Origin of the sequence: Anabaena sphaerica FACHB-251 (assembly GCF_014696825.1) — a bacterium.
Classification (GTDB): domain Bacteria; phylum Cyanobacteriota; class Cyanobacteriia; order Cyanobacteriales; family Nostocaceae; genus RDYJ01.
In genome coordinates, this window is the sequence record NZ_JACJQU010000002.1 from 621,867 (window position 1) to 642,427 (window position 20,561).

Annotated in this window: 11 protein-coding genes; 6 read left to right on the plus strand and 5 right to left on the minus strand. The window is 37.7% G+C overall.

What is annotated here, in order from left to right:
* Positions 1 to 116: 116 nt before the first annotated feature.
* The 3 genes from thyD to pbpC form a co-directional block, all read right to left on the minus strand.
* Positions 117 to 1,037 carry a thylakoid membrane protein ThyD gene (gene thyD / locus H6G06_RS06445; protein WP_190558188.1) on the minus strand — a complete coding sequence of 307 codons (921 nt, stop codon included), beginning with the start codon at positions 1,035 to 1,037 and terminating at the stop codon, positions 117 to 119.
* A 122-nt stretch (positions 1,038 to 1,159) separates the two neighbouring features.
* The gene (locus H6G06_RS06450; RefSeq protein ID WP_190558190.1) at positions 1,160 to 1,309 is read right to left on the minus strand and encodes a hypothetical protein; all 150 of its coding nucleotides are present in this window, start codon (positions 1,307 to 1,309) and stop codon (positions 1,160 to 1,162) included.
* A gap of 97 nt (positions 1,310 to 1,406) precedes the next feature.
* Positions 1,407 to 3,779 (minus strand): penicillin-binding protein 1C, encoded by a 2,373-nt coding sequence (gene pbpC, locus H6G06_RS06455; RefSeq protein ID WP_190558192.1) that lies wholly within the window; start codon positions 3,777 to 3,779, stop codon positions 1,407 to 1,409.
* Positions 3,780 to 4,013: 234 nt separating this feature from the next.
* Here pbpC and H6G06_RS06460 point away from each other — a divergent pair, with 234 nt between their 5' ends.
* Positions 4,014 to 9,752, plus strand: a complete 5,739-nt coding sequence (locus tag H6G06_RS06460; protein ID WP_190558194.1) for an alpha-2-macroglobulin family protein — start codon at positions 4,014 to 4,016, stop codon at positions 9,750 to 9,752.
* Between the two features lie 146 nt (positions 9,753 to 9,898).
* Here the strand turns inward: H6G06_RS06460 and H6G06_RS06465 are convergent, their stop codons facing one another.
* Positions 9,899 to 10,252, minus strand: a complete 354-nt coding sequence (locus H6G06_RS06465; protein WP_190558196.1) for a hypothetical protein — start codon at positions 10,250 to 10,252, stop codon at positions 9,899 to 9,901.
* A 475-nt stretch (positions 10,253 to 10,727) separates the two neighbouring features.
* Between H6G06_RS06465 and H6G06_RS06470 the strand changes: the two genes are divergently transcribed.
* The 5 genes from H6G06_RS06470 to H6G06_RS06490 all read left to right on the plus strand — a co-directional run bounded on the left by H6G06_RS06470 (position 10,728) and on the right by H6G06_RS06490 (position 19,060).
* Complete coding sequence (locus H6G06_RS06470) at positions 10,728 to 13,853, plus strand: plasmid replication protein, CyRepA1 family (protein WP_190558198.1); 3,126 nt, start codon at positions 10,728 to 10,730, stop codon at positions 13,851 to 13,853.
* 106 nt (positions 13,854 to 13,959) lie between these two features.
* The gene (locus H6G06_RS06475; protein WP_190558200.1) at positions 13,960 to 15,081 is read left to right on the plus strand and encodes a tetratricopeptide repeat protein; all 1,122 of its coding nucleotides are present in this window, start codon (positions 13,960 to 13,962) and stop codon (positions 15,079 to 15,081) included.
* A gap of 147 nt (positions 15,082 to 15,228) precedes the next feature.
* Positions 15,229 to 15,975: a DUF928 domain-containing protein gene (locus H6G06_RS06480; RefSeq protein WP_190558202.1), complete on the plus strand. Its 747-nt coding sequence runs from the start codon at positions 15,229 to 15,231 to the stop codon at positions 15,973 to 15,975.
* Between the two features lie 5 nt (positions 15,976 to 15,980).
* Positions 15,981 to 18,212 carry a CHASE2 domain-containing protein gene (locus H6G06_RS06485; RefSeq protein WP_190558204.1) on the plus strand — a complete coding sequence of 744 codons (2,232 nt, stop codon included), beginning with the start codon at positions 15,981 to 15,983 and terminating at the stop codon, positions 18,210 to 18,212.
* Between the two features lie 41 nt (positions 18,213 to 18,253).
* On the plus strand, positions 18,254 to 19,060 hold the full coding sequence (locus H6G06_RS06490; protein WP_190558206.1) for an MBL fold metallo-hydrolase: 807 nt from the start codon (positions 18,254 to 18,256) through the stop codon (positions 19,058 to 19,060).
* Positions 19,061 to 19,336: 276 nt separating this feature from the next.
* Here H6G06_RS06490 and H6G06_RS06495 read toward each other — a convergent pair whose 3' ends face one another.
* Entirely contained in the window at positions 19,337 to 20,515 is a 1,179-nt protein-coding gene (locus tag H6G06_RS06495; protein ID WP_190558208.1) for a low temperature requirement protein A, read from the minus strand.
* Between the last annotated feature and the right edge of the window lie 46 nt (positions 20,516 to 20,561).

Sequence of the window (20,561 nt, forward strand, 5' to 3'; positions counted from 1 at the left end):
CAGTTAAGAGAGAATAGGGAATAGGGAATAATGATTTAATTACTAATAACCAATTACCAATTACCAATTACCAATTACCAATCACCAATTACCAATTACCCATTACCCATAACCAATTATTTCAAAATTTCCTTTAATGCAGATTGCAAATTTGGATATTGATAATTAAAACCTGAAGCTTGAGTGCGTTGAGGTAAAACCTTTTGTCCTTCTAAAACCACAATTGCCCCATCTCCCAACATTGCTTCTAAAGCAAAACCAGGCACAGGCAACCATGAAGGACGATTCATTACTTGTCCCATTGTATTGCTTAAATCTGCCATCCGCACAGGATTGGGAGCAGTAGCATTATAAACGCCTTGCATATTAGACTTAGTTAAAGCTTGAATAATCAAATTAACAATATCGTCTAAGTGAATCCACGAAAACCACTGCCGACCACTACCGATGGGACCACCTGCAAATAATTTGAACGGAGTAATCATTTTCCCCAAAGCGCCACCATGACCCAAAACAATACCAAAGCGCAAAATTACCAAGCGCACACCAGCATCTGCGACCTTTTGTGCTTCTGCTTCCCACTCTTGACACACTTGAGCCAGAAAGTCTTGACCTGAAGGGCTATTTTCTTCAAAAGTAGCAGTTTCACTAGTGCCGTAGTAGCCGATAGCCGAAGCGTTGACTAACACAGATGGTTTAGGGTTAGCCTTCGCTATAGCTTCCACAATTTTTTGTGTACCGAGTTTGCGGCTGTTGAGAATAGCTTGCTTACGTTCTGGTGTCCAACGTTCCTCAGCGATGGGTTCTCCTGCCAAATTTACCACACCATCACAACCAGCAACAGCATCTTGCCAAGCGCCGGATACACCTGGGGTATAGCCCAAAATTTCTACATTTGGGAAGGCCTGAGAGGGAAAAACCTTGTGGGCAGAATTGGTATTCCGGCTTAACACTAATACTCTATTACCTTCATCTTGCAGCCGTTTTACCAAACGACTACCGACAAATCCTGTTGCTCCCGTAATTGCTACTTTCATTTTTAACTTAAGCTAAAGCACATTGTACAGTCTTAACTGTTAACTTAATTTAACAATTTTTCAGCCTGTACTGCCTTGTTGTTAAGTTAATTTCTTTTCTGTCACCTGTCACCTGTATTTTGCTAACTTGCGTGTTCCCAGTCACTGAGTAATTCACGGTCTTGTTTTTTCGCTTTGCTTTTGCGAACTGGTACTTTAGGAGTACCAATATCAACAGGTGGAAAAGACTGTTTTGTCTTTTTGGCAGATTTATTTTCTTGTATGTTAGTCATGGTTCGATACCTTTGCTAAAAACTTCATTCCTAATTTACCAGATCAAGTTTTTCTCAACACATTCCGGAAGAAAGATTTTATTTTTTTGATCGAAAATTAATCAATAGACCGAATGGGGGAAATAGTGGGATGTGCTACAGAAAAACCTTGTCTTGTCGGTTGGATATTTCCTACCTCTACTTGAAAATTTATTTGCTGGCGCATCTTGCCAACTCTAGCTTCCAGAGTCCAATTACCAGGGCGTAAATGCCAAAATATCTCATTATTGGATTGTGTAGATAACTTTCGACCATTTAGCCACCACTCTACAGACTGATGAGAATTACCAGCAAGTTTAAATTCTAGTTTTTGCTGTCCTTCTGCGCTGGGAGACATTAGAAATAAATCCCCATCACGCGGAGATAAAATCCTGAATTCATCAGATGAAAAATTCGCTGCTGGTTGTTTTGCTAACCATTCATCATACACAGGTGATAAACGAAAATCAGCAGAATTTTCATAAGCGATTTTATCTTCTAGTGAGAAATATTCCTGTACTACTGAACTACAATCAGGTGTAGGCTTTAACCCTGTGTTAGCACAGATAGGTAACTGCACTAACCCCTTTGGTGGTGAAAAATCTGCGGGTGGTTGATTTTCATGCAGATGTAACATGATGCGATTCCATAACGGTGCAGCCCCGGTAACACCAGATACTTGACGCATGGGTTCACCGTTAAAGTTCCCTACCCAGGTAGCAACCGTGTAATCAGTGCTAAAGCCAACTGTCCATGTATCCCGATAATTGGAAGAAGTGCCAGTTTTGACAGCGACAGGGAAGGGCAAGTTTAATACTGAGTCTACACCAAAAGCAGTTGCACGGGCATAGCGATCGCTCAACATATTAGTAATTAATTGCCAGTTCTGGGGACTGGGGACTGGGGACTGGGGATTAGGGATTGGGGAATTATTTAATATAGTGATTAAAGGTGTATTTTTTCCCAACCGGGCCATAGTTAAATAAGCCCTTGCCAGTTCCCATAAACTCACTTCACCACTACCCAAAGTTAAACCCAAACCGTAATATTCAGCACTTTGATTTAAGTTTTCAAAACCCAACTCATGCAACCGATTTAATAAAGTTTGTACACCAACTTTTTCTAACACCTTCACCGCAGGTACATTTAACGAATTGGCTAAAGCAACTCTCACCCGGACCGGACCGAGAAAACTGTTAGTATAATCTGTAGGGCTATATAATTTCGCCCCCGGAATTGCGTAATGAGAAGGAACATCAGCCAAAATAGAATTAGGTTTAATTACGCCTTTTTCTAAAGCTAATTCATACACAAATGGCTTCAAAGTAGAACCAGGTTGACGCAAAGCTTGTACTCCATCATTTCGACCTAATTTCACATCATTAAAATAATCAGGTGAACCGACATAAGCTAAAACCTCCCCAGAGTAGTTGTCAATTACCACAGCAGCTGCATCATGGACATTGTTATCAGCAACAGAAACAATAACTTGTTGTACTTGTGCTTCTACAAATTGTTGTAAAGGGCGATTTATCGTAGTTTGAATAGGAAAAGATTCCAGTTCCCCTCCTTGCTTGCGGGGAGGGGTTAGAGGTGCGGTGTTTTGCTTTGCTAACCAAAACAAAAAATGAGGTGCAGCAATAATTCCCTGTTCACGAGATTGAAATACAACTTTTTCTTTATATATACGTTCAGCTTCTGCACTAGAAATATATCCATCTTTTACCATTTGATTTAAAACATATTTCTGCCTTTGCTTTAATCGTTGCCAATGTTGGTATGGATTAAAATAAGTAGGATTATTAGGAATAGACGCTAACAGCGAAGCTTGGGCAATATTTAAATCACTCGCAGAAATAGAAAAATAAATTTGCGCTGCTGCTTCCACACCATAAATATTTCCCCCCATCGGTAGACGATTAATATAAGCAGAGAGAATTTCATCTTTATTCATTCCTGCAAATAACCGCCAACATAACCAAATTTCATGTAATTTACCTGATAAATTCCGGGGTGAATTATCCAACATTCGCGCTAACTGCATTGTAATTGTCGAAGCACCAGAAACAATTTTTTGATGATAAACAGCATCTTTAATAGCGCGAACGACAGCTTTTAAATCTAAAGCACCATGTTGATAAAAATTACCGTCTTCTGCTGCCAAAATAGCGTTAATAAATTGGGCTGAAACTTGATTTAATGGTACAATTGATGTATGTTCTTGGTCATGAGTGAGGATAGTTCCCAGTGGTAAATTATTACGATCTGTAAACTGCAAAGCTAACTGCTTTTGGGCGATATCCTGACTATGAATAGGCGCAAAATAAGGCATTATCCGCACAATAAAACAGACAATAATTACAGTCAGGATATATTTATTGCGATAACGGAAATAAGATTTTATCTCACGCAGAGTCGCAGAGACGCGGAGAGGAAGAGTTTTAAGTTTCATAGGTTTATGTTTCAGTTGTTGTTAAGGAGATTTCACAAAAAAGTAATATTTCTTCAAGATTAAGAATTGTATTAATTTGGGGAACTCATCACATCCAATTGGTTATCTATATAAGTAGCTTGGGTTCTGTAGGTTGGGTTGACGTAAGGAAACCCAACATTGTGGAGATTTTGTTGGGTTGTGCTGTCGCTTAACCCAGACTACAAATTTAAAGTTTTTTATTTATTTAACAATATGAACAGCAAATTAGGAAAGTTCCTATTTATCATCACCTTAATATTAGGTATAGCTGGTTGTAATTTTGTTGGTATCACCCCAGGTAAGGAAAAATTACCCACAGTTGCACAACTTACACCCCCAAAATTACCAGACTGGATAGAACAAATCAGTCCTTTAGGCGATGCAAATACTCTCAGTCAAGTTCGTGTTCGTTTTAAGGAAGCTTTAATTCCCGTTGAAAGTATTGATAGTCCCCAACAGCAGAATTTATTAACTAAATTTGCGATTTGGCCACCTTTACCGGGTAGATTTCGGTTTTTAACACCGCGTATGGTGGGGTTTCAAGCTGATAAAGCACTACCTAAAGCGACGCGATTACAAGTTACTCTCAAAGCGGGTTTGGCAGATTTGAAAAATCATCGTTTAGTGGAAGATTTGGCTTGGACATTTAACACAGAAGCGATCAAAATTACCAATCTACCTGGTGTTAACCCAATTGAAAAAGCCGAAGTTGAACCGATTGATTTACAGCCTAAGTTACAATTCACCTCAAATTTAGAATTAGATTTAGATTCTGTACAAAAACATTTGCAACTAATTCCTGAAGGAAAAACCCAAGGGGTGAGTTTTCAAGTAGATTTAGGAAAATCAGAACAAGCCGAAAATTTAGATCCTTTAGAAAAATTTGATCCTTATGCACGAAATTGGATTTACAATATTACTCCTAGTCGAAATCTGGAAAAAGCTAAATCATACCGTTTAAAATTTTCTCCTGGTATCCTTCCTGCTTATGGAAACTTACCCAGTGATAAAGAGTTTGTTAGTAAGTTAACCACTTATTCACCATTAGCATTTCAAGGAATTAAACCTTACGGAAAACCAGACGCAGGGGGAACTTATGGTAGATTTGTTAAAGGGAGTCCTCAGTTAGAATTTAATAACATCTTATTACCAGATTCCGCGAAAGCAAATATTAAAATTAATCCAGCACCTAAAAATATTGATAGAGTGCTGCCAATCTATGATGAAGATAGAATTGTGAGTGTTAATCCTTATGCTTTAGAACCTGCTACCACTTATACAATTAATATTGACAGAAATCTCAAAGATAAGTTTGGGCAAACTTTAGGTAAACCTGTATCCATTAAATATAATACTGGAGATTTAGCTGGGGAAATTAGGGTTCCTGCTGATTTAAATATTTTTCCCACAAATCAGAATTTACAGTTAAATATTAATACTGTCAATTTACCAGAATCTAAATATAAAGCAAATTATCGTGTTGTTAAACCTACAGATTTAGTTTACACGAATTATGCAAATTATTTATTACCCAAACCTGAACAATGGCAAATTTACAAAGTATCGGGTAGAAAAAATCAATCAGTTAATGTAACTGTTCCCCTGAAAGATAAATTAGGTGATACTCAGGGAATGTTAGCTTATGGAGTGCAAGCAAGAACTAATAAATATCAAGAAAATAATAAACAATTATGGAGAGAACCAACGACTTATGGAATGGTACAATTAACCAATTTAGGTGTATTTAGTCAATGGTTTCCAGAGTCAGGTTTAATTCGAGTTCATCATCTGAGTGATGGTTCACCGGTTAAAGCTGCAAATATTGAAATCTATCAATCCAAATTATATGAAAAATCAGGTTCTCAACCTGTACCTTGTGCAACGGGTAAAACTGATGAAAACGGAACTTTAAGAATTGAGAATGATGAATTTAAAGAATGTAATACGAATAATGATAAACTGCCAAATTTCTTAATAATTGCCCGTGAAAATCAAGATTGGGCATTTGCGAGAACTCAAGAATACAGCGGTAGTTATGGTTATGGTATTGATGCAGGTTGGGACAATGGTAAACCAATATCACGAGGTGTAATTTTTTCTGATAGACAGTTATATCAACCAGGTGAAAAAGCTGCGTTTACTGCTTTCGCAGATTATTTAGAAAAAGGTGAAATTCAACAAGATAAAAATTCAAACTATCAATTAACTCTATTTAGTCCCAATGGGCAAAATTCCGATTTAGGTACACAAACTACAAATCAATTTGGTACATTTTCTCTAGAGTTACCTATTCAGAAAACTCAACCTTTAGGTTTTTATAAAATTAAAGCTAAAGGTAAAAATGGACGAGAAATATCTGGTGAATTTCGGGTTGCTGAATTTAAACCACCGAATTTTAAAGTTGATTTACAGCTAAATCAAAAATTTGCGTTAATTGGTGATAAAGTAAATGCTGATGTCAGCAGTAATTATTTATTTGGTTCACCTGTACAAGGAGGAGAAGCCAAATATTTTGTAACTCGTCAGCAAACTAATTTTATTCCCAAAGGTTGGGAGGAATTCAGTTTTTCTAGACAGTGGTTTTGGCCCGAAGAAAGTCCGAATGTCTCTAGTGATGTTTTACAAACTAATACCCAATTAGATGCTGGTGGTAAAAATAGTCAAACGGTAACTGTAGGAAAAGATTTACCCTACCCAATGACTTACCGTGTAGATGTACAAGTTGCAGATGTTTCTAATTTGTCGGTTGCTAACTCCCAAACTTTCACGGCTTTACCCAGTAACAGACTTATTGGTTTAAAAAGTAATTTTGTCGCTGATGCTGGAAAGGCTTTTCCTGTGGAATTTATTGTTAGTGATGCGACAGGAAAACCTTTAGAAAATGAACGAGTCAGTTTAGAATTACAACAAATAAAATATAGCAGTGTTACCCAAGTAGTTGAAGGTAGCAGAACTCCCAAAAATCAAATTGAATATCAGACGATTGCGAAAACTGAAGTTACATCTTCTAGTATTCCACAAACGGTAAATTTGACACCAAAAGAATCAGGTTCTTACCGCATCCGTGCTAGTTTTATTGGTAGTAGAGATGAATTTACAGCTACAGATTTACAAATTTGGGTAACGGGAGAAAATCCAGTATTTTGGGGTGGGAATGAAAAGGATAAATTGGAAGTTAAGTTAAATAAAAAAGAATTTAAAGTTGGTGAAATCGCAACTGCTTTAATTCAATCTCCCTACCCAGAAGGAGAATTATATTTTGCAGTAATTAAAGATAAACCTCTCTATCAACAAGTTATCAAAGTTAAGGGAGGTGCGCCCCAAATTCAGTTTACTGTCACCCCAGAAATGTTACCTAATGCTGCTGTAGAAGCGGTGTTAGTCAGACAAGGAAAACCAATAAACCAAGTAGAACCACAAAATTTAGAAAGCTTAGATAAGTTAGCGCGGATTGGTTTTGCACCTTTTAAAGTTAATTTGTCAGATAAATATTTAAAAGTGCAACTTAAGCCAAATCAAACTTCTTTAGAACCTGGGAAAGAAGAAACTTTGCAACTGGAATTAACAGACAACCAAGAAAAACCAACTTCAGGACAATTTACTGTCATGGTGGTTAATGAAGCAGTGTTACAACTTGCTGGTTATCGTCCTCCAAATTTAGTAGATACTGTTTATGCAGAACAACCAATTTCTACCCGGTTTAGTGATAACCGTCCTGATGTGAGATTAACATCTGTAGCTGCAATGTTACCCAAAGGTTGGGGTTATGGTGGTGGTTTATCCAGTGCTTTAGCAAATACTCGTATTCGCGAAGATTTTCAACCTTTAGCTTATTACAATGGTTCTGTAATTACTGATGAAAATGGCCAAGCTACGGTTACATTTAAATTACCAGATGATTTAACAACTTGGCGAGTGATGGTTGTTGCGACGGATGGAAATTTGCGTTTTGGTAATGGTGAAACGACATTTATCACAACAAAGCCATTAATAACTAATGCTATTCTCCCACAATTTGCCCGTCCAGGCGATCGCATTTTTGCAGGTTTATCCGTTACCAACACCACCAACAACACTGGAACTCTGAATATTAATGGTCAAGTTAGCGGTTCTCTCACCTTTGCGGAAAATAACCCTAAAACCACAAATTTACAAACACAAGCAGAGTCAAAAACCCAAGCTTATCGTTTTCCAATGGTTGCGGGAAGTGTGGGAGAAAGTAAAGTTACCTTTGCAACTGAGTTAAATAATATCGCTGATGCTTTTACAGTTCCTTTGGAAATTAAACCGTTAGAAATTACAGAACAAGTTGTAGAAACTGGTATTATTTCCCCCTTTTCTAAGGGGGGACAAAGGGGGGATCAGGTAAAAATTCCTCTGAATATTGATAACAATATTTTGCCAGAAACTGGAGGTTTAGAAATTCAAGTAGCTAGTACCTTAATTCCGGAAATTAAAGCACCAGTAAAACAAGTTTTAGCAGATAATGATTTACCCTTTGCAGAACCAGCAGCGAGTCAATTATTAATTGCTGCAAATTTACAAAATCTCAAACAACAATATAATCAAACATTTGCAGAATTTAATCCCCAAAAACAAGCTAACTTAGCAATATCACAACTGCAAAAACTACAAATTGCTGATGGTGGTTTTGCAGCTTTTCCAGGACAAGAAAAATCTGATCCTTGGGTTTCTGCTTATGCTGCGGAATCTTTAGTAAAAGCTAATCAAGTTTATCCCGGTTTGGTCAATGCTCAAATCTTATCTCGACTGAAAAATTATTTACAGAAAGTTCTCGCTAACCCCGGACAATATGACTTTTGTAAATCCAAACTTTGTCAAGCACAACTGCGACTTAATTCTTTAATTGCTTTATCACAATTAGGCGATCAACGCAATAGTTTTTTATCAGATATTTATCAACAACGTGACGCTTTTGATTTAGTCACACAAATTAAATTAGCGCGATATCTATACCAGTTTCCAGAATGGCAAGATGAAGCGCAAATCATGCGAATTGATTTCCAAAAAAATATCTATGAAACTGGACGTAGTGCAGTTGTGAATTTACCCCGCAGTTGGAGTTGGATGAATTCACCGACAACCACTCAAGCCCAAGCATTACGTTTATTTATTGACCAAAACACACCACCAGAAATCATTGATAAATTATTTCAAAGTCTGCTGAATCTACGTCGAAATGGTACATGGACAACAACTTATAATAACGCCCAAGCCTTAACAGCTTTGGTTGAATATGGTCAACTTCAACCCACACCACCTAATTTGGTCGCTACTGTCAAATTAGCAGGTAAGAAGTTAGGAGAAACCAGATTTAAGGGTTATCAAAATCCTAGCTTACAGGTAAATGTAGCAATGGATAAATTACCCCGTGGTCGTCATGATTTAGTTTTACAAAAATCTGGTCAAGGTAATTTACATTATTTAGCTGCTTACAGTTATCGCTTACAAGGAAATCAACCGGGGAGATTTAACGGTCTACGAGTCACACGAGAAATTAGCAAAGTAAATGAAGAAAAAGTGATTCAAAAAACAGGAATGTATGCTTTTGATAAACCTTTAATTTTAAAACCTGGAGAAGTCTTTGATATTGGTTTAGAAATAATTACAGATCATCCTCTAGATCATCTGGTAATAAAAGACCCATTACCCGCAGGTTTTGAAGCAATAGATCAAAGTTTTCAAACTGCCACACCTGCATTACAAGCAAAAGCTGATAGTTGGCAATTAGGATATAAAACTATCTATAAAGATAGAATTATTTCCTATGCAGATCATCTGGAAGCAGGAGTTTACAGTTTACATTATCTAGTCCGTTCTGTTACTCCAGGAACATTCCTTTGGCCTGGTGCAGAAGTACATCTGCAATATGCACCAGAAGAGTTTGGACGTAGTGCGGATTCGATTTTGATTTTAGACCAGATTAAATAATAACTGGGCTTGAGTATAAGTCGAGATAGCTAAATATTTAAAAAATAAGGCTAAAAACATTGACGATATTTGACTTGATGATTATTTACTGTATTTTGTAACAAACTATCAAGCTTTTTTAGCCTTTATTTTCTGCCTATCTCGAATCAACCTCTAAATTCGTTGAAACCAACCAGACGTGTGTTATTCCCTTGGGTAATAAAATGGTAGCTACCATTAGGATCTACCTGTTGCTGTATTGGAACATAAGCATCTCTGGATGAATTATACTGAACATAATCTCCACCATAATTACCGCTTCCTCCTGGTTGTAGAACATATCTTTGAGATGGTACTGTTGCCCCAAAAGTCGAAAAAGTCTGTGTCCGATCTGTGTCATTTGCCAGAGAAAATCCTCCACTGATTGCAGATGCTTCATGAGAGTTTAACTCCAGCAATAGATGTTCATTAGAACTGTTGAAAAAAGAGGCTGTATTCTTTGAATCAGTTGTTTGTAACATACAGTTTTTGTGCAGGATATTAATTAGTAATTTCTATAAAAAAAAAGCTTGAATTTAACTGGTCTATGGATTGATTTGCTAAATCAATCTTTAGCTAGAGTTCAAAGGATGCTATTTGATTACTGCATATAATCAGCAATGGCACACACAAATTTACGCTCAAGCTAACTATTATTACAATTTTTGGATAATTGTTACATCTTGACAAATTCCGCTACTAAACATTTAAAGTACACTTTTACTATTTTTATAAAAATGTACTGATAAAGAAAAATTAATAACGTACAAAAATCACAATACAAAATTATTATTTTTACCATTCAACAGGAAAAATAGGCACATTCTGTATAAACCGAGGTGTTGTTAAAAACAATGTATAAAAACTTTCGCCAAAATGGCACAAATTTTTTTATAAAAAATCAGCAGATGCGTGTTAAGGTTTTAATCTCGTTGTCTTCCCTTAGTGCTTCTGCCCATGCTTGTGGATTATTTACACCCCCAACATCTTGAAGAATTAGTCAAGAGTAGTAGTATAGATTTACACTTAGTGCGACTAAATTTTAGATCGCTTCAAGGTGTCAATGCCTATGACTACCTACTAATTTCAGAACAACTCCCTCGCACTAATACTGGCATGGTAAAAAGTGGTTGGTTGCAGCGTTATAGCCATATTACAGAAGGTGGTTGGTGGTGTTCTGGAAGAGATCCTCTGAATAATTGGCAAATGATGGAATGGGGATGTTTTAAACCCATTCAACCGCGAAAAAATAAAAATGGTAAGTCTATTAAATATGAACATCCCCCCAGCACACCAACACGGGTCTTTTGTCTGCGGGTAACTTTGCAAATTTGGCAGCAAGTCGCGCAACGTTATAACATTCCCATGCCTAAAAATATCATCATTGCTGAAGATGGTGAAGCGGAAGGTTTTTGGCAATGGGTGATGGAATGTAATATCTCAATCATTATTTGTGAAGGTGTGAAAAAAGCAGCCGCTTTGTTAACACAAGGTTATGCGGCGATCGCTATTCCTGGAATTACTAGCGGTTATCGAGTTGTTAAAGATGAATTTGGTAAAGTTACCCGTCGTCAACTCATACCTGACTTAGCAGTCTTTGCTACCAAAAAACGCAGTTTTTATATATGTTTTGATTTTGAAACTCAATCAAATAAAATTGCCGCTATTAATAATGCTATTTCCCAACTTGGTTGTTTATTTCAACAACAAAATTGTCCTGTAAAGGTTGTAGAACTGCCAGGAATAGAAAAAGGCGTTGATGAGTTTATTGTTGCTAAAGGTGCGGCTAATTTTGAAAAGATTTATCGTCAAAGTCTAGATTTAGAAGTTTATCTTGCTCAAACTAAACCCCACACCGAGTTAACAATTCCTCCGGCAATGACTGTTAACCTTGCTTATTTAGGAGAAATACCTTTTCCCTCCTCTGGTTTAGTAGGAGTAAAATCAGCTAAAGGTACAGGTAAAACTACCGGACTGGAAGCGGTTGTTAATCAAGCTAAAAGTCGTAATCAACCAGTTTTATTAATTACCCATCGCATCCTTTTAGGAAAATTTTTATGTGCAAAAATTGGCATTAACTGGGGAATTAGCCATGAGGCTTGGACTATAGAAGAAAAATTACCAATTACTAATTATCAATTACCAATTACTAAATCTTTTGGCTTATGCGTTGATTCTCTTTGGAAACTTAATCCTGAAGATTGGCAAGGTGCAATAGTAATATTAGATGAAGTTGAACAATCTTTATGGCATTTACTTAACAGTAATACTTGTAAAAATAAACGAGTGAAAATTCTCGGCATCTTCCAACAATTAATTACTACTGTTCTTACAACTGGAGGGTTGGTCATTGCCCAGGATGCAGATTTATCAGATGTTTCTCTAGAATATTTACAAGGTTTATCAAAAATTAAAATTACGCCTTGGGTGGTTGTAAATAAGTGGAAACCCCAGCAAGGTTGGGATGTAACTTTTCATGATTCACCTAACCCAACATCATTAATTCATCAATTGGAATTAGATTTAATTGCCAGACGTAAATGTTATGTAACTACAGATAGTCGCACTGGACGTTATAGTTGTGAAACAATTGAACGTTATCTCAAAGAACGTTTGCAGAAATTAAGAAAAGAATTTCCTGATACTTTGGTAGTTAGTAGCCAAACTACTAATACCCCTGGTCATGCAGCAGTTGATTTTATCGCTGCTATTAATCAAAAAATTACAGATTATCATACGGTTTTTGTGACTCCTAGTTTGGGAACAGGAATTAGTATTGATGTCCAACATTTTGACCGTGTTTATGGCATTTTTCAAGGGGTAATTCCTGACTCGGAAGCGCGTCAAGCATTAGCAAGAGTGCGTGATGATGTCCCCCGTGTTGTTTGGTGTGCTAAACGCGGTATTGGTTTAATTGGGAGTGGCAGTACAAATTATCAGTTGTTATCTCATTGGTATCAGGAAAATCAAAAAGAAAATTTAGCTTTGCTTAGTCCTTTACATAAAATAGATGTAGATTTACCTGCGGTTTATGACCCGATTCATTTACGAACTTGGGCTAAGTTATCTGCCAGAGTAAATGCTTCTATTCGTCTTTATCGTCAATCTTTACAAGATGGCTTGATTGATGACGGGCATAAAATTATGATGCGGAGTAATGCCATTCAAAATAACATTATTCGTGATTTGCGCTTGGCTTTCTTTGCAACTGATTCCAGTGAGTCAGAAACCCGCAAAAGGTTAATTATGGAAATTGTCAAAGTGCAGAAAGATTGGGATCAAAGTCGTCAAAAAGCTAAGGATATTAAACGCAAAATTAAGGAAATTAAACAACAAAATCAACTAATGGCAGCGAAGGCTGTAGCTACGGCTAAAGATATTGATTATGTCGAATATGAACAGCTATTAGCTAAACATTCTCTCAGTGAAGAAGAACGTTATCAAATCAATAAATATATCCTTAGAGATAGGTATGGTACTGAAGTAAGTCCTTGGTTAAAATTGCAGGATGATAAAGGATATTATGGACAATTGTTAATTCACTATTATCTGACTCATGAAAGTGAATATTTTCATACTAGAGATCAGCAAGAGTGGCATCAACAATTATCTTGGGGTGAGGGTAAAGTTTTTTTACCAGATATAAAAACTTATACTCTCAAAGTTGAGGCATTGCGAGCATTAGGTATGTTGCAATTTTTGGAAACAGGAAGAGTGTTTAGGGAAAATGATGCTGATTTAATTTGGTTAAAAAATGTCGCTGTTCAAAGCAGTAAACATATTAAACGAGCTTTGGGTATTGATGTTGTCCAAGAGAAAGCATCTGTTTCAGGAATCAAGATCCTTAATAAAGTTTTCAGTTTATTGGGTTTGAAGTTGCAACAGTTAAATAATGTTTATATAATTGATCCACAAACTCTTAATGATGGGAGAAAAAATATATTTGCCGTTTGGCAGCAACGTGATGAATTGCGGTTACATCATTTACATATTGGAGGGAACAGAGAACAGGGAATAGGGAACAGAGTTGAAAGTATTTTTGGATCTGAATTTTATGACCACTCTCTGATCTCATCCAACTGATAAATGTTATATTTTCAATATAGCGATTCTCAATTATTTACCAACACTTTCTGTTCCCTATTTCCTGCCGTCATGAGTCACTTTACAACTCAAATAAGAATACTATATGAATACAGAAGAATTGATCAAACAGGGAATAGATAAGAATTTGCATGGTGATTATGAAGGTGCAATCGCATTTTTTAACCAAGCAATAGAGCTAAATTCTAACTTAGCTGAAGCTTATCATAACCGTGGTCACGCCTTCTTGGAATTGGCAGAATTTGATCAAGCGATCGCAGATTATCAACAAGTAATAAAAATCATCAAAAATCCTCTTCATTTACCTGCAAATATCAAATTTGATCTCGCTAAAGCATTTCATAACCGGGGTTTAGCTTGTTTTCAACGCGGAGATGATCAAGCTGCCATTGCAGATATCAACCAAGCTTTACAATGCTATCCTGATTTTGTCGCAGCTTATAGTAACCGTGGTAATATTCTACACATCCTTGGACAGTACACAGAAGCAATTGCCGATTACAACCAAGCAATACAGCTAAATCCTCACCTGGCAGCAGCTTACCATAACCGAGGTAATAGCCGCTACGCTGTTCAAGACTATCAAGGCGCAGTTACAGATTATAATCAGGCATTAGCAATTAATCCCCAATTTGCCGAAGCTTATTATAACCGTGGTTTGGTCATGTCTCATCTTCAAAACTACGAAAGAGCGATCGCTGATTTTAATCAAGCAATACAACTGCATCCTGATGATGTGCAAGCATACTATCAACGAGGTTTAATTTATAGCAGTTTAGGAAACTATGAAAACGCGATTACAGACTATAACCAAGTGTTACAAATTAATCCTCTCCTCCCTCTAGTTTATGGCTTGCGGGCTAATGCACGTCGCCAACTTAGAGACTATCAAGGTGCAATTGCAGACAGCAATCGACTACTACAACTCAATCCCAATCTAGCAGAAGGATACTGCGATCGCGCAGTTTCTAGTCACTTATTAGGAGACTATCAAGGTGCAATAGAAGATTACAACCGAGCCTTGCAAATTAATCCTAACTTAGCCGCCACCTACTACAGTAGGGGAGATATCCACAAACATCTGGGAAATACTCAAGCCGCTATTGACGATTTCCAAAAATCTGCTAGTCTCTTTGATCAAGAAGGAAATACACTATACTATCAAGAAATTATGAAGTTAATTGCACAATTGAATAAAAGGACATAACGTAAACTGCTACATACCATCAGCCGCAACTTCAAATCACAGCCCAGATCAAGAAATACTAATTGTAAATTTTTCGTAAAACCATGTATTAATCAAATACAGTAAACTACCTTAGTAAAGAAAGTAATAAACTTAATCTTAAGGATCATGAATTTGCCAAAATATTTTCAGTATCCAGGAAAAGTAGTCAGCGTAATTTTACCTGGACTCCTGGTTACATCTCTCTTACCAGGACAGTTGCTGGCACAGTCAGCACCAATGAAAATAAGTCTTGAGTTTCCATCTGGAGATCCTAGAGGTACACCCGCATCCACACTTGGGGGAGGAAGACGGGGAGTTTCATGTCTTACAATTGACAAAGGGAAACCCTCCCTCACTGCCTTAATGCCCAAACGGGATAACAAAAGTCTCACCGCTACCAAGACTCCAGAATTTTATTTTTATGTTCCCAAAACTACAGCCTCTACCGCAGAATTTATACTTAGAGAAGGCGAAGAAGATATTTACGATACCACCTTTAAACTTCCTGGTAAATCAGGAATAGTCAAACTACAAATTCCCCCCACATCTGCCCTCAAAACAGGCTCAACATATAAATGGTACTTAACAATTATTTGTAATCCTGACGACAGAAGCGCCGATGAATATATACACGGCGTAATCGAACGAACTGCCATCACTCCATCCTTAAGCAAGGCTCTTCAACAAGCAACACCTCTAAAACAGGCAAAAATTTATGCCCAATATGCTCTTTGGCCAGAAACCATCACCAAGATTGCTCAATTACGCACCGAAAAGCCAAATGAATGGAAAGAACTTCTCAAATCAGTTGGTCTAGAAGTAATAGCCTCTGAAGAGCTATTTGATTGTTGTCAACCAGACCCAAAACCTTAGTAACGATGAATGCGGACAAGCTGAAACATTTTCTTTGGCAAGGGCGCGGTTTGTGGATTACCACTCCTATCATCACATTAGCAATCATTGTCATCCGTACTGCTGGTTTATTGCAGCCCTGGGAATGGGGGGTTTTTGATCAATATATGCGTTGGCGACCCCAAGAATCCCGTGACAAACGGATTGTTATCGTCGGCATTGATGAAATAGACTTGGATAATCTCAAACAGGCAACCATTACAGATCAAGTTTTAGCGAAGTTACTCAACAAACTAAAAGCTAAACAACCGATAGCCATTGGTCTAGATGTGTATCGTAATTTACCTGTAGAACCAGGTAATCAAGAATTAGTACAGGTCTTTAAATCTACCCCTAATCTGGTAGGTATCGAGAAAGTAGTTGGAAAAAGCAGGTACGAAAAAGTAGCTGCACCCCCGGTACTCAAATCTTTGGGTCAAGTTGGTGCAAATGACCTGATGGTTGATGCAGATAACAAAGTGCGACGCGGCTTAATGTACGTGAACCCTAAAAAGGGAGAAACTGTCTACAGTTTCAGCTTGCATTTAGCTTTGCATTATCTGGAAAAAAAAGGAATTTTCGCCAGCAAAGATTTCCGGTTAGGGAAAGCAAAATTTATTCCATTTCAAAGCAATGATGGTGGCTATGTCCGTGCTGATTCTCGTGGTTACCAGATATTAATTAACTACCGAGGAAAAAACCATTCCTTTGAAACCGTTTCCATGACAGATATTCTGGAAAACAAAGTACCAGCAAATTGGGGGCGCGATCGCATCATCTTGATTGGGTATGTAGGAGAAGGTTTTAAAGACTCATTTTTCACGCCCCACAGCAGCGAACTTCTCACCCTCCCAGCACCTATGACAGGGGTAGAAATTCACGCCCATATCACTAGCCAAATTATTAGTGCTGCCTTAGAAAATCGACCTCTGTTTAAAACTTGGTCAGAACCCGAAGAGTGGCTATGGATACTAATCTGGAGTGGAGTCGGCGCAACCCTGACCTGGCACTTGCGATTTCAAGACCTGCTCGGCTATCAGAGGATAGCCGCTGTCATACTAGCAGGAGGGGCTTTACTGGGTAGCACCTATCTAGCTTTCCTGTGGGGTTGGTGGCTACCAGCAGTCCCACCATTTTTAGCACTCACAGGATCAGTAATAGCTATCACAGCTTATATTGCTCGCTCTGCTGGAGATATCCGCAAGGTATTTGGGCGTTACTTAACAGATGAAGTCGTCGCCACTTTATTAGAAAGCCCAGAAGGCTTAAAACTCGGTGGTGAACGGCGGCAAATTACCATCTTTACCTCCGACTTAAGAGGATTCACCGCCACATCGGAAAGATTACAACCAGAAGAAGTAGTTAAAATTCTCAACTTTTACCTCGAATGTATGGCAGATGAGATTACTAAATATCAGGGAACCATTGATGAATTCATGGGAGATGGTATTTTAGTTCTCTTTGGCGCTCCTACTGCTAGAGAAGACGATGCAGTTAGGGCTGTCGCTTGCGGTGTCGCCATGCAGTTAGCTATGGTCAAAGTTAATAACCAAATGAAAGAGTGGGGCTTACCACCGCTAGAAATGGGTATCGGTATTAATACAGGCGTTGTGGTAGTCGGTAATATTGGCTCCGAAAAACGCACCAAGTATGGCATTGTTGGCAGTCAAGTAAATTTAACTTACCGCATCGAAGGTTACACGACAGGCGGCGAAATTATTATTTCTGAATCAACTTTTAACGAAGTAAAGTCAATAGTAGCAGTTGACCGTCAAATTCAAGTCACACCAAAAGGTGTTCAAGAACCAATTAACGTCTATAAAATAGCTGGTATCACTGGCGAATACAATCTTTTTCTATCTCAACATCACGAAGAATTATGCACTCTTCTTGAACCCATTCCCATTGAATACGCAATTGTAGATGGTAAAGATATCGGTAGTTCATCTTTCAAAGGAATTTTAGTCAGACTTTCAACCTATGAAGCAGAAATTTGTTTGGCTGAAGAAATCCAATCTCCACCATCTTGCCTGACCAATATCAAACTTAATCTATCCACCCAAAATCAACTAGAAGAAACCGGAGCTATGTATGCTAAGGTCTTAGAAAAGCCTGCCCAGATAGGTCATTTTTGCATTCGCTTTACTGTCAAATCTCCAGAAATAATCAATAAATTTAATATTTTAATTGAACAAATTAATGCTCAAAATTCCCAATAATCTCTGACATCGAAATCCAACTACTACATAATAATAGCAAAATGACAAGTTTGATTTTTTTAGGTTCTGGTTCAGCTTTTACGGTTGGTGCCAATAATTTTCAGTCTAATATACTCTTAATGACTGATCAAAACCATAAACTATTAATTGATTGTGGTACAGATATTAGATTTTCTCTCAATGCGGCTGGTTTATCCTATCTTGATATCACCGATATTTATATTAGTCATCTGCATTCTGATCATGTGGGAGGACTTGAATATATTGCCTTTAGTACATTATTTGACCCTAGATGTAAAAAGCCAAATCTTTATTTAAGCAAAGATGTGTCTAGCAATTTGTGGGATAGAACTTTATCGGGTGGACTGAGGTCTCTTGATGGCGATATCGCCACTATAGATACTTTTTTTGAGCAGTATAAAATTGGTCGTCAAGGTTATTTTATTTGGCAAGAAATCCAGTTTAATCTCATCAGAGTTACTCATGTTAATAACGGCTTTTATTTGATGCCAAGCTATGGTTTATTTTTTACATTAGCAGGCGTGAAGATATTTTTATCTACAGATACCCAATTATGTTTCGAGCAAAATAGGGAAATATATGAGCAGGCAGATATAATTTTTCATGATTGTGAAACATCAAGCTATCAAACTCCTGTTCATGCCAATTATGAACAATTATCAACGTTACCAGAAACAATCAAAAATAAAATGTGGCTGTATGGTTATCAACCAGGTTTTTTACCTGATGCCAAAAAAGACGGTTTTTGCGGCTTTGTAGAGTGTAGACAAGTTTTTGAATTTTCATATTCACATAGTCAAGAATTTACGGTGGGGTCTGGGGCTTAGGCTCTCTCCAGTACCCAGTCCCCAGTCAATACTTGTCGGTTAAGCTCAAAAAAGTGAAATCACGTAGGTTGGGTTGTGGAACGTGAACGTTCGCGGAGCAATGGAACGTATCCCTTCGGGACACTACGTGTTCCCAAAGCGTGCTGTAAGCATACACGCAGTGTGCCGAAGGCATAACCCAACATTTACAAGGGTTTGTTGGGTTTCACTTTGTTCAACCCAACCTACTAAAATCCTTAACCGAACAGTATTGAGTCCCCAGTCTCTTTTAGTCATCTAAGAACTCAGAGAAACCTGACTTTTTGTTAATAAATCTAGAGCCACTGTGACTATACAAGCGCAAGCAACAAGAGTAATTAAACCCACAGGAGATAAATTATTCCCTGCGATAGCTAAGAATAAAATAAAACTTCCTGCTCCCAGACGATAAGCACTCAAAATTCTCCCTTTGTGCATTTTATCTAAAACGCAAGTAGTGAAGTTAATTACAGCTAAAATCATTAAACACAGTGCTACCGCACCGCAAAAAAGCCAACGTTCATTTTTTGGTAAAACATTAACTCCACTGTTAGCAATTATATGTTCAACCCCTACCCCTATTGCTGCTAAACCTATAGCCAGCAGGAGGTGAGAATAAAGCCAAGTCAGAAAGATTTTAATTCTACCTGCCTTCATCATTTCTAGTGGTGAAACATCGACGCTATCGAAATATAGCCACCAGAAGCTAAACGCTATACTTACACCTAACACAGCAGTTAACACTGATGAGGTATCCCATTGCTTTCCGGCTACACCCCTGACTACTGCGGCCATTGATTCACCTAAAACAATGATTGTAAATAGTCCCATCCGTTCTGGAACATGAGACATATTTGGTGGGAGCTTAACTGCTAAATCACCTGTACCTAGCGGAGTAATAAATTCGACAATCAAACCTAATGTCCAAAATCCAAAACGCCAGGGAATTGGTACAAACAGCGAAACTAACCAAAATGCCGCACCAATACTAAAACCTCTGATATACCAATTCGTTAAGGGACGGGCTTCTGGTACATGGTGTCCAGCAATCAAGTATTGCAGTATGAGAACACAGCGAGCAGCTATGTATGAAATAGCAAATCCATGAGAAGATGTACTGAGACCATGATGCAAATTTACCGTCAAAGCGATAATAATCGACATTTGCAGTAGAGTTAGCAAGCGATCGCCAAGATCATCAGTATCAAATAATGTAGCATAAAAAGTAGCACCTATCCAACACCACCATATCGGTATAAACAGGGCAACAAAACCAACAAATCCCCCCAGCGAAACATCCTTACTCAGATTGTGAGATAATTCCGCGATCGCAACTACAAATACCAGATCATAGAAAAGTTCGAGCCAAGTCGCACGTCTTTCTTCATGCTCCTCACCAATGCGTAATCTAGGCGGTTGCCACAAACCTTTTTTCATCTGTTCAGGTACTAACAACTACTAACCGAGAACTATTTTAGGAGTT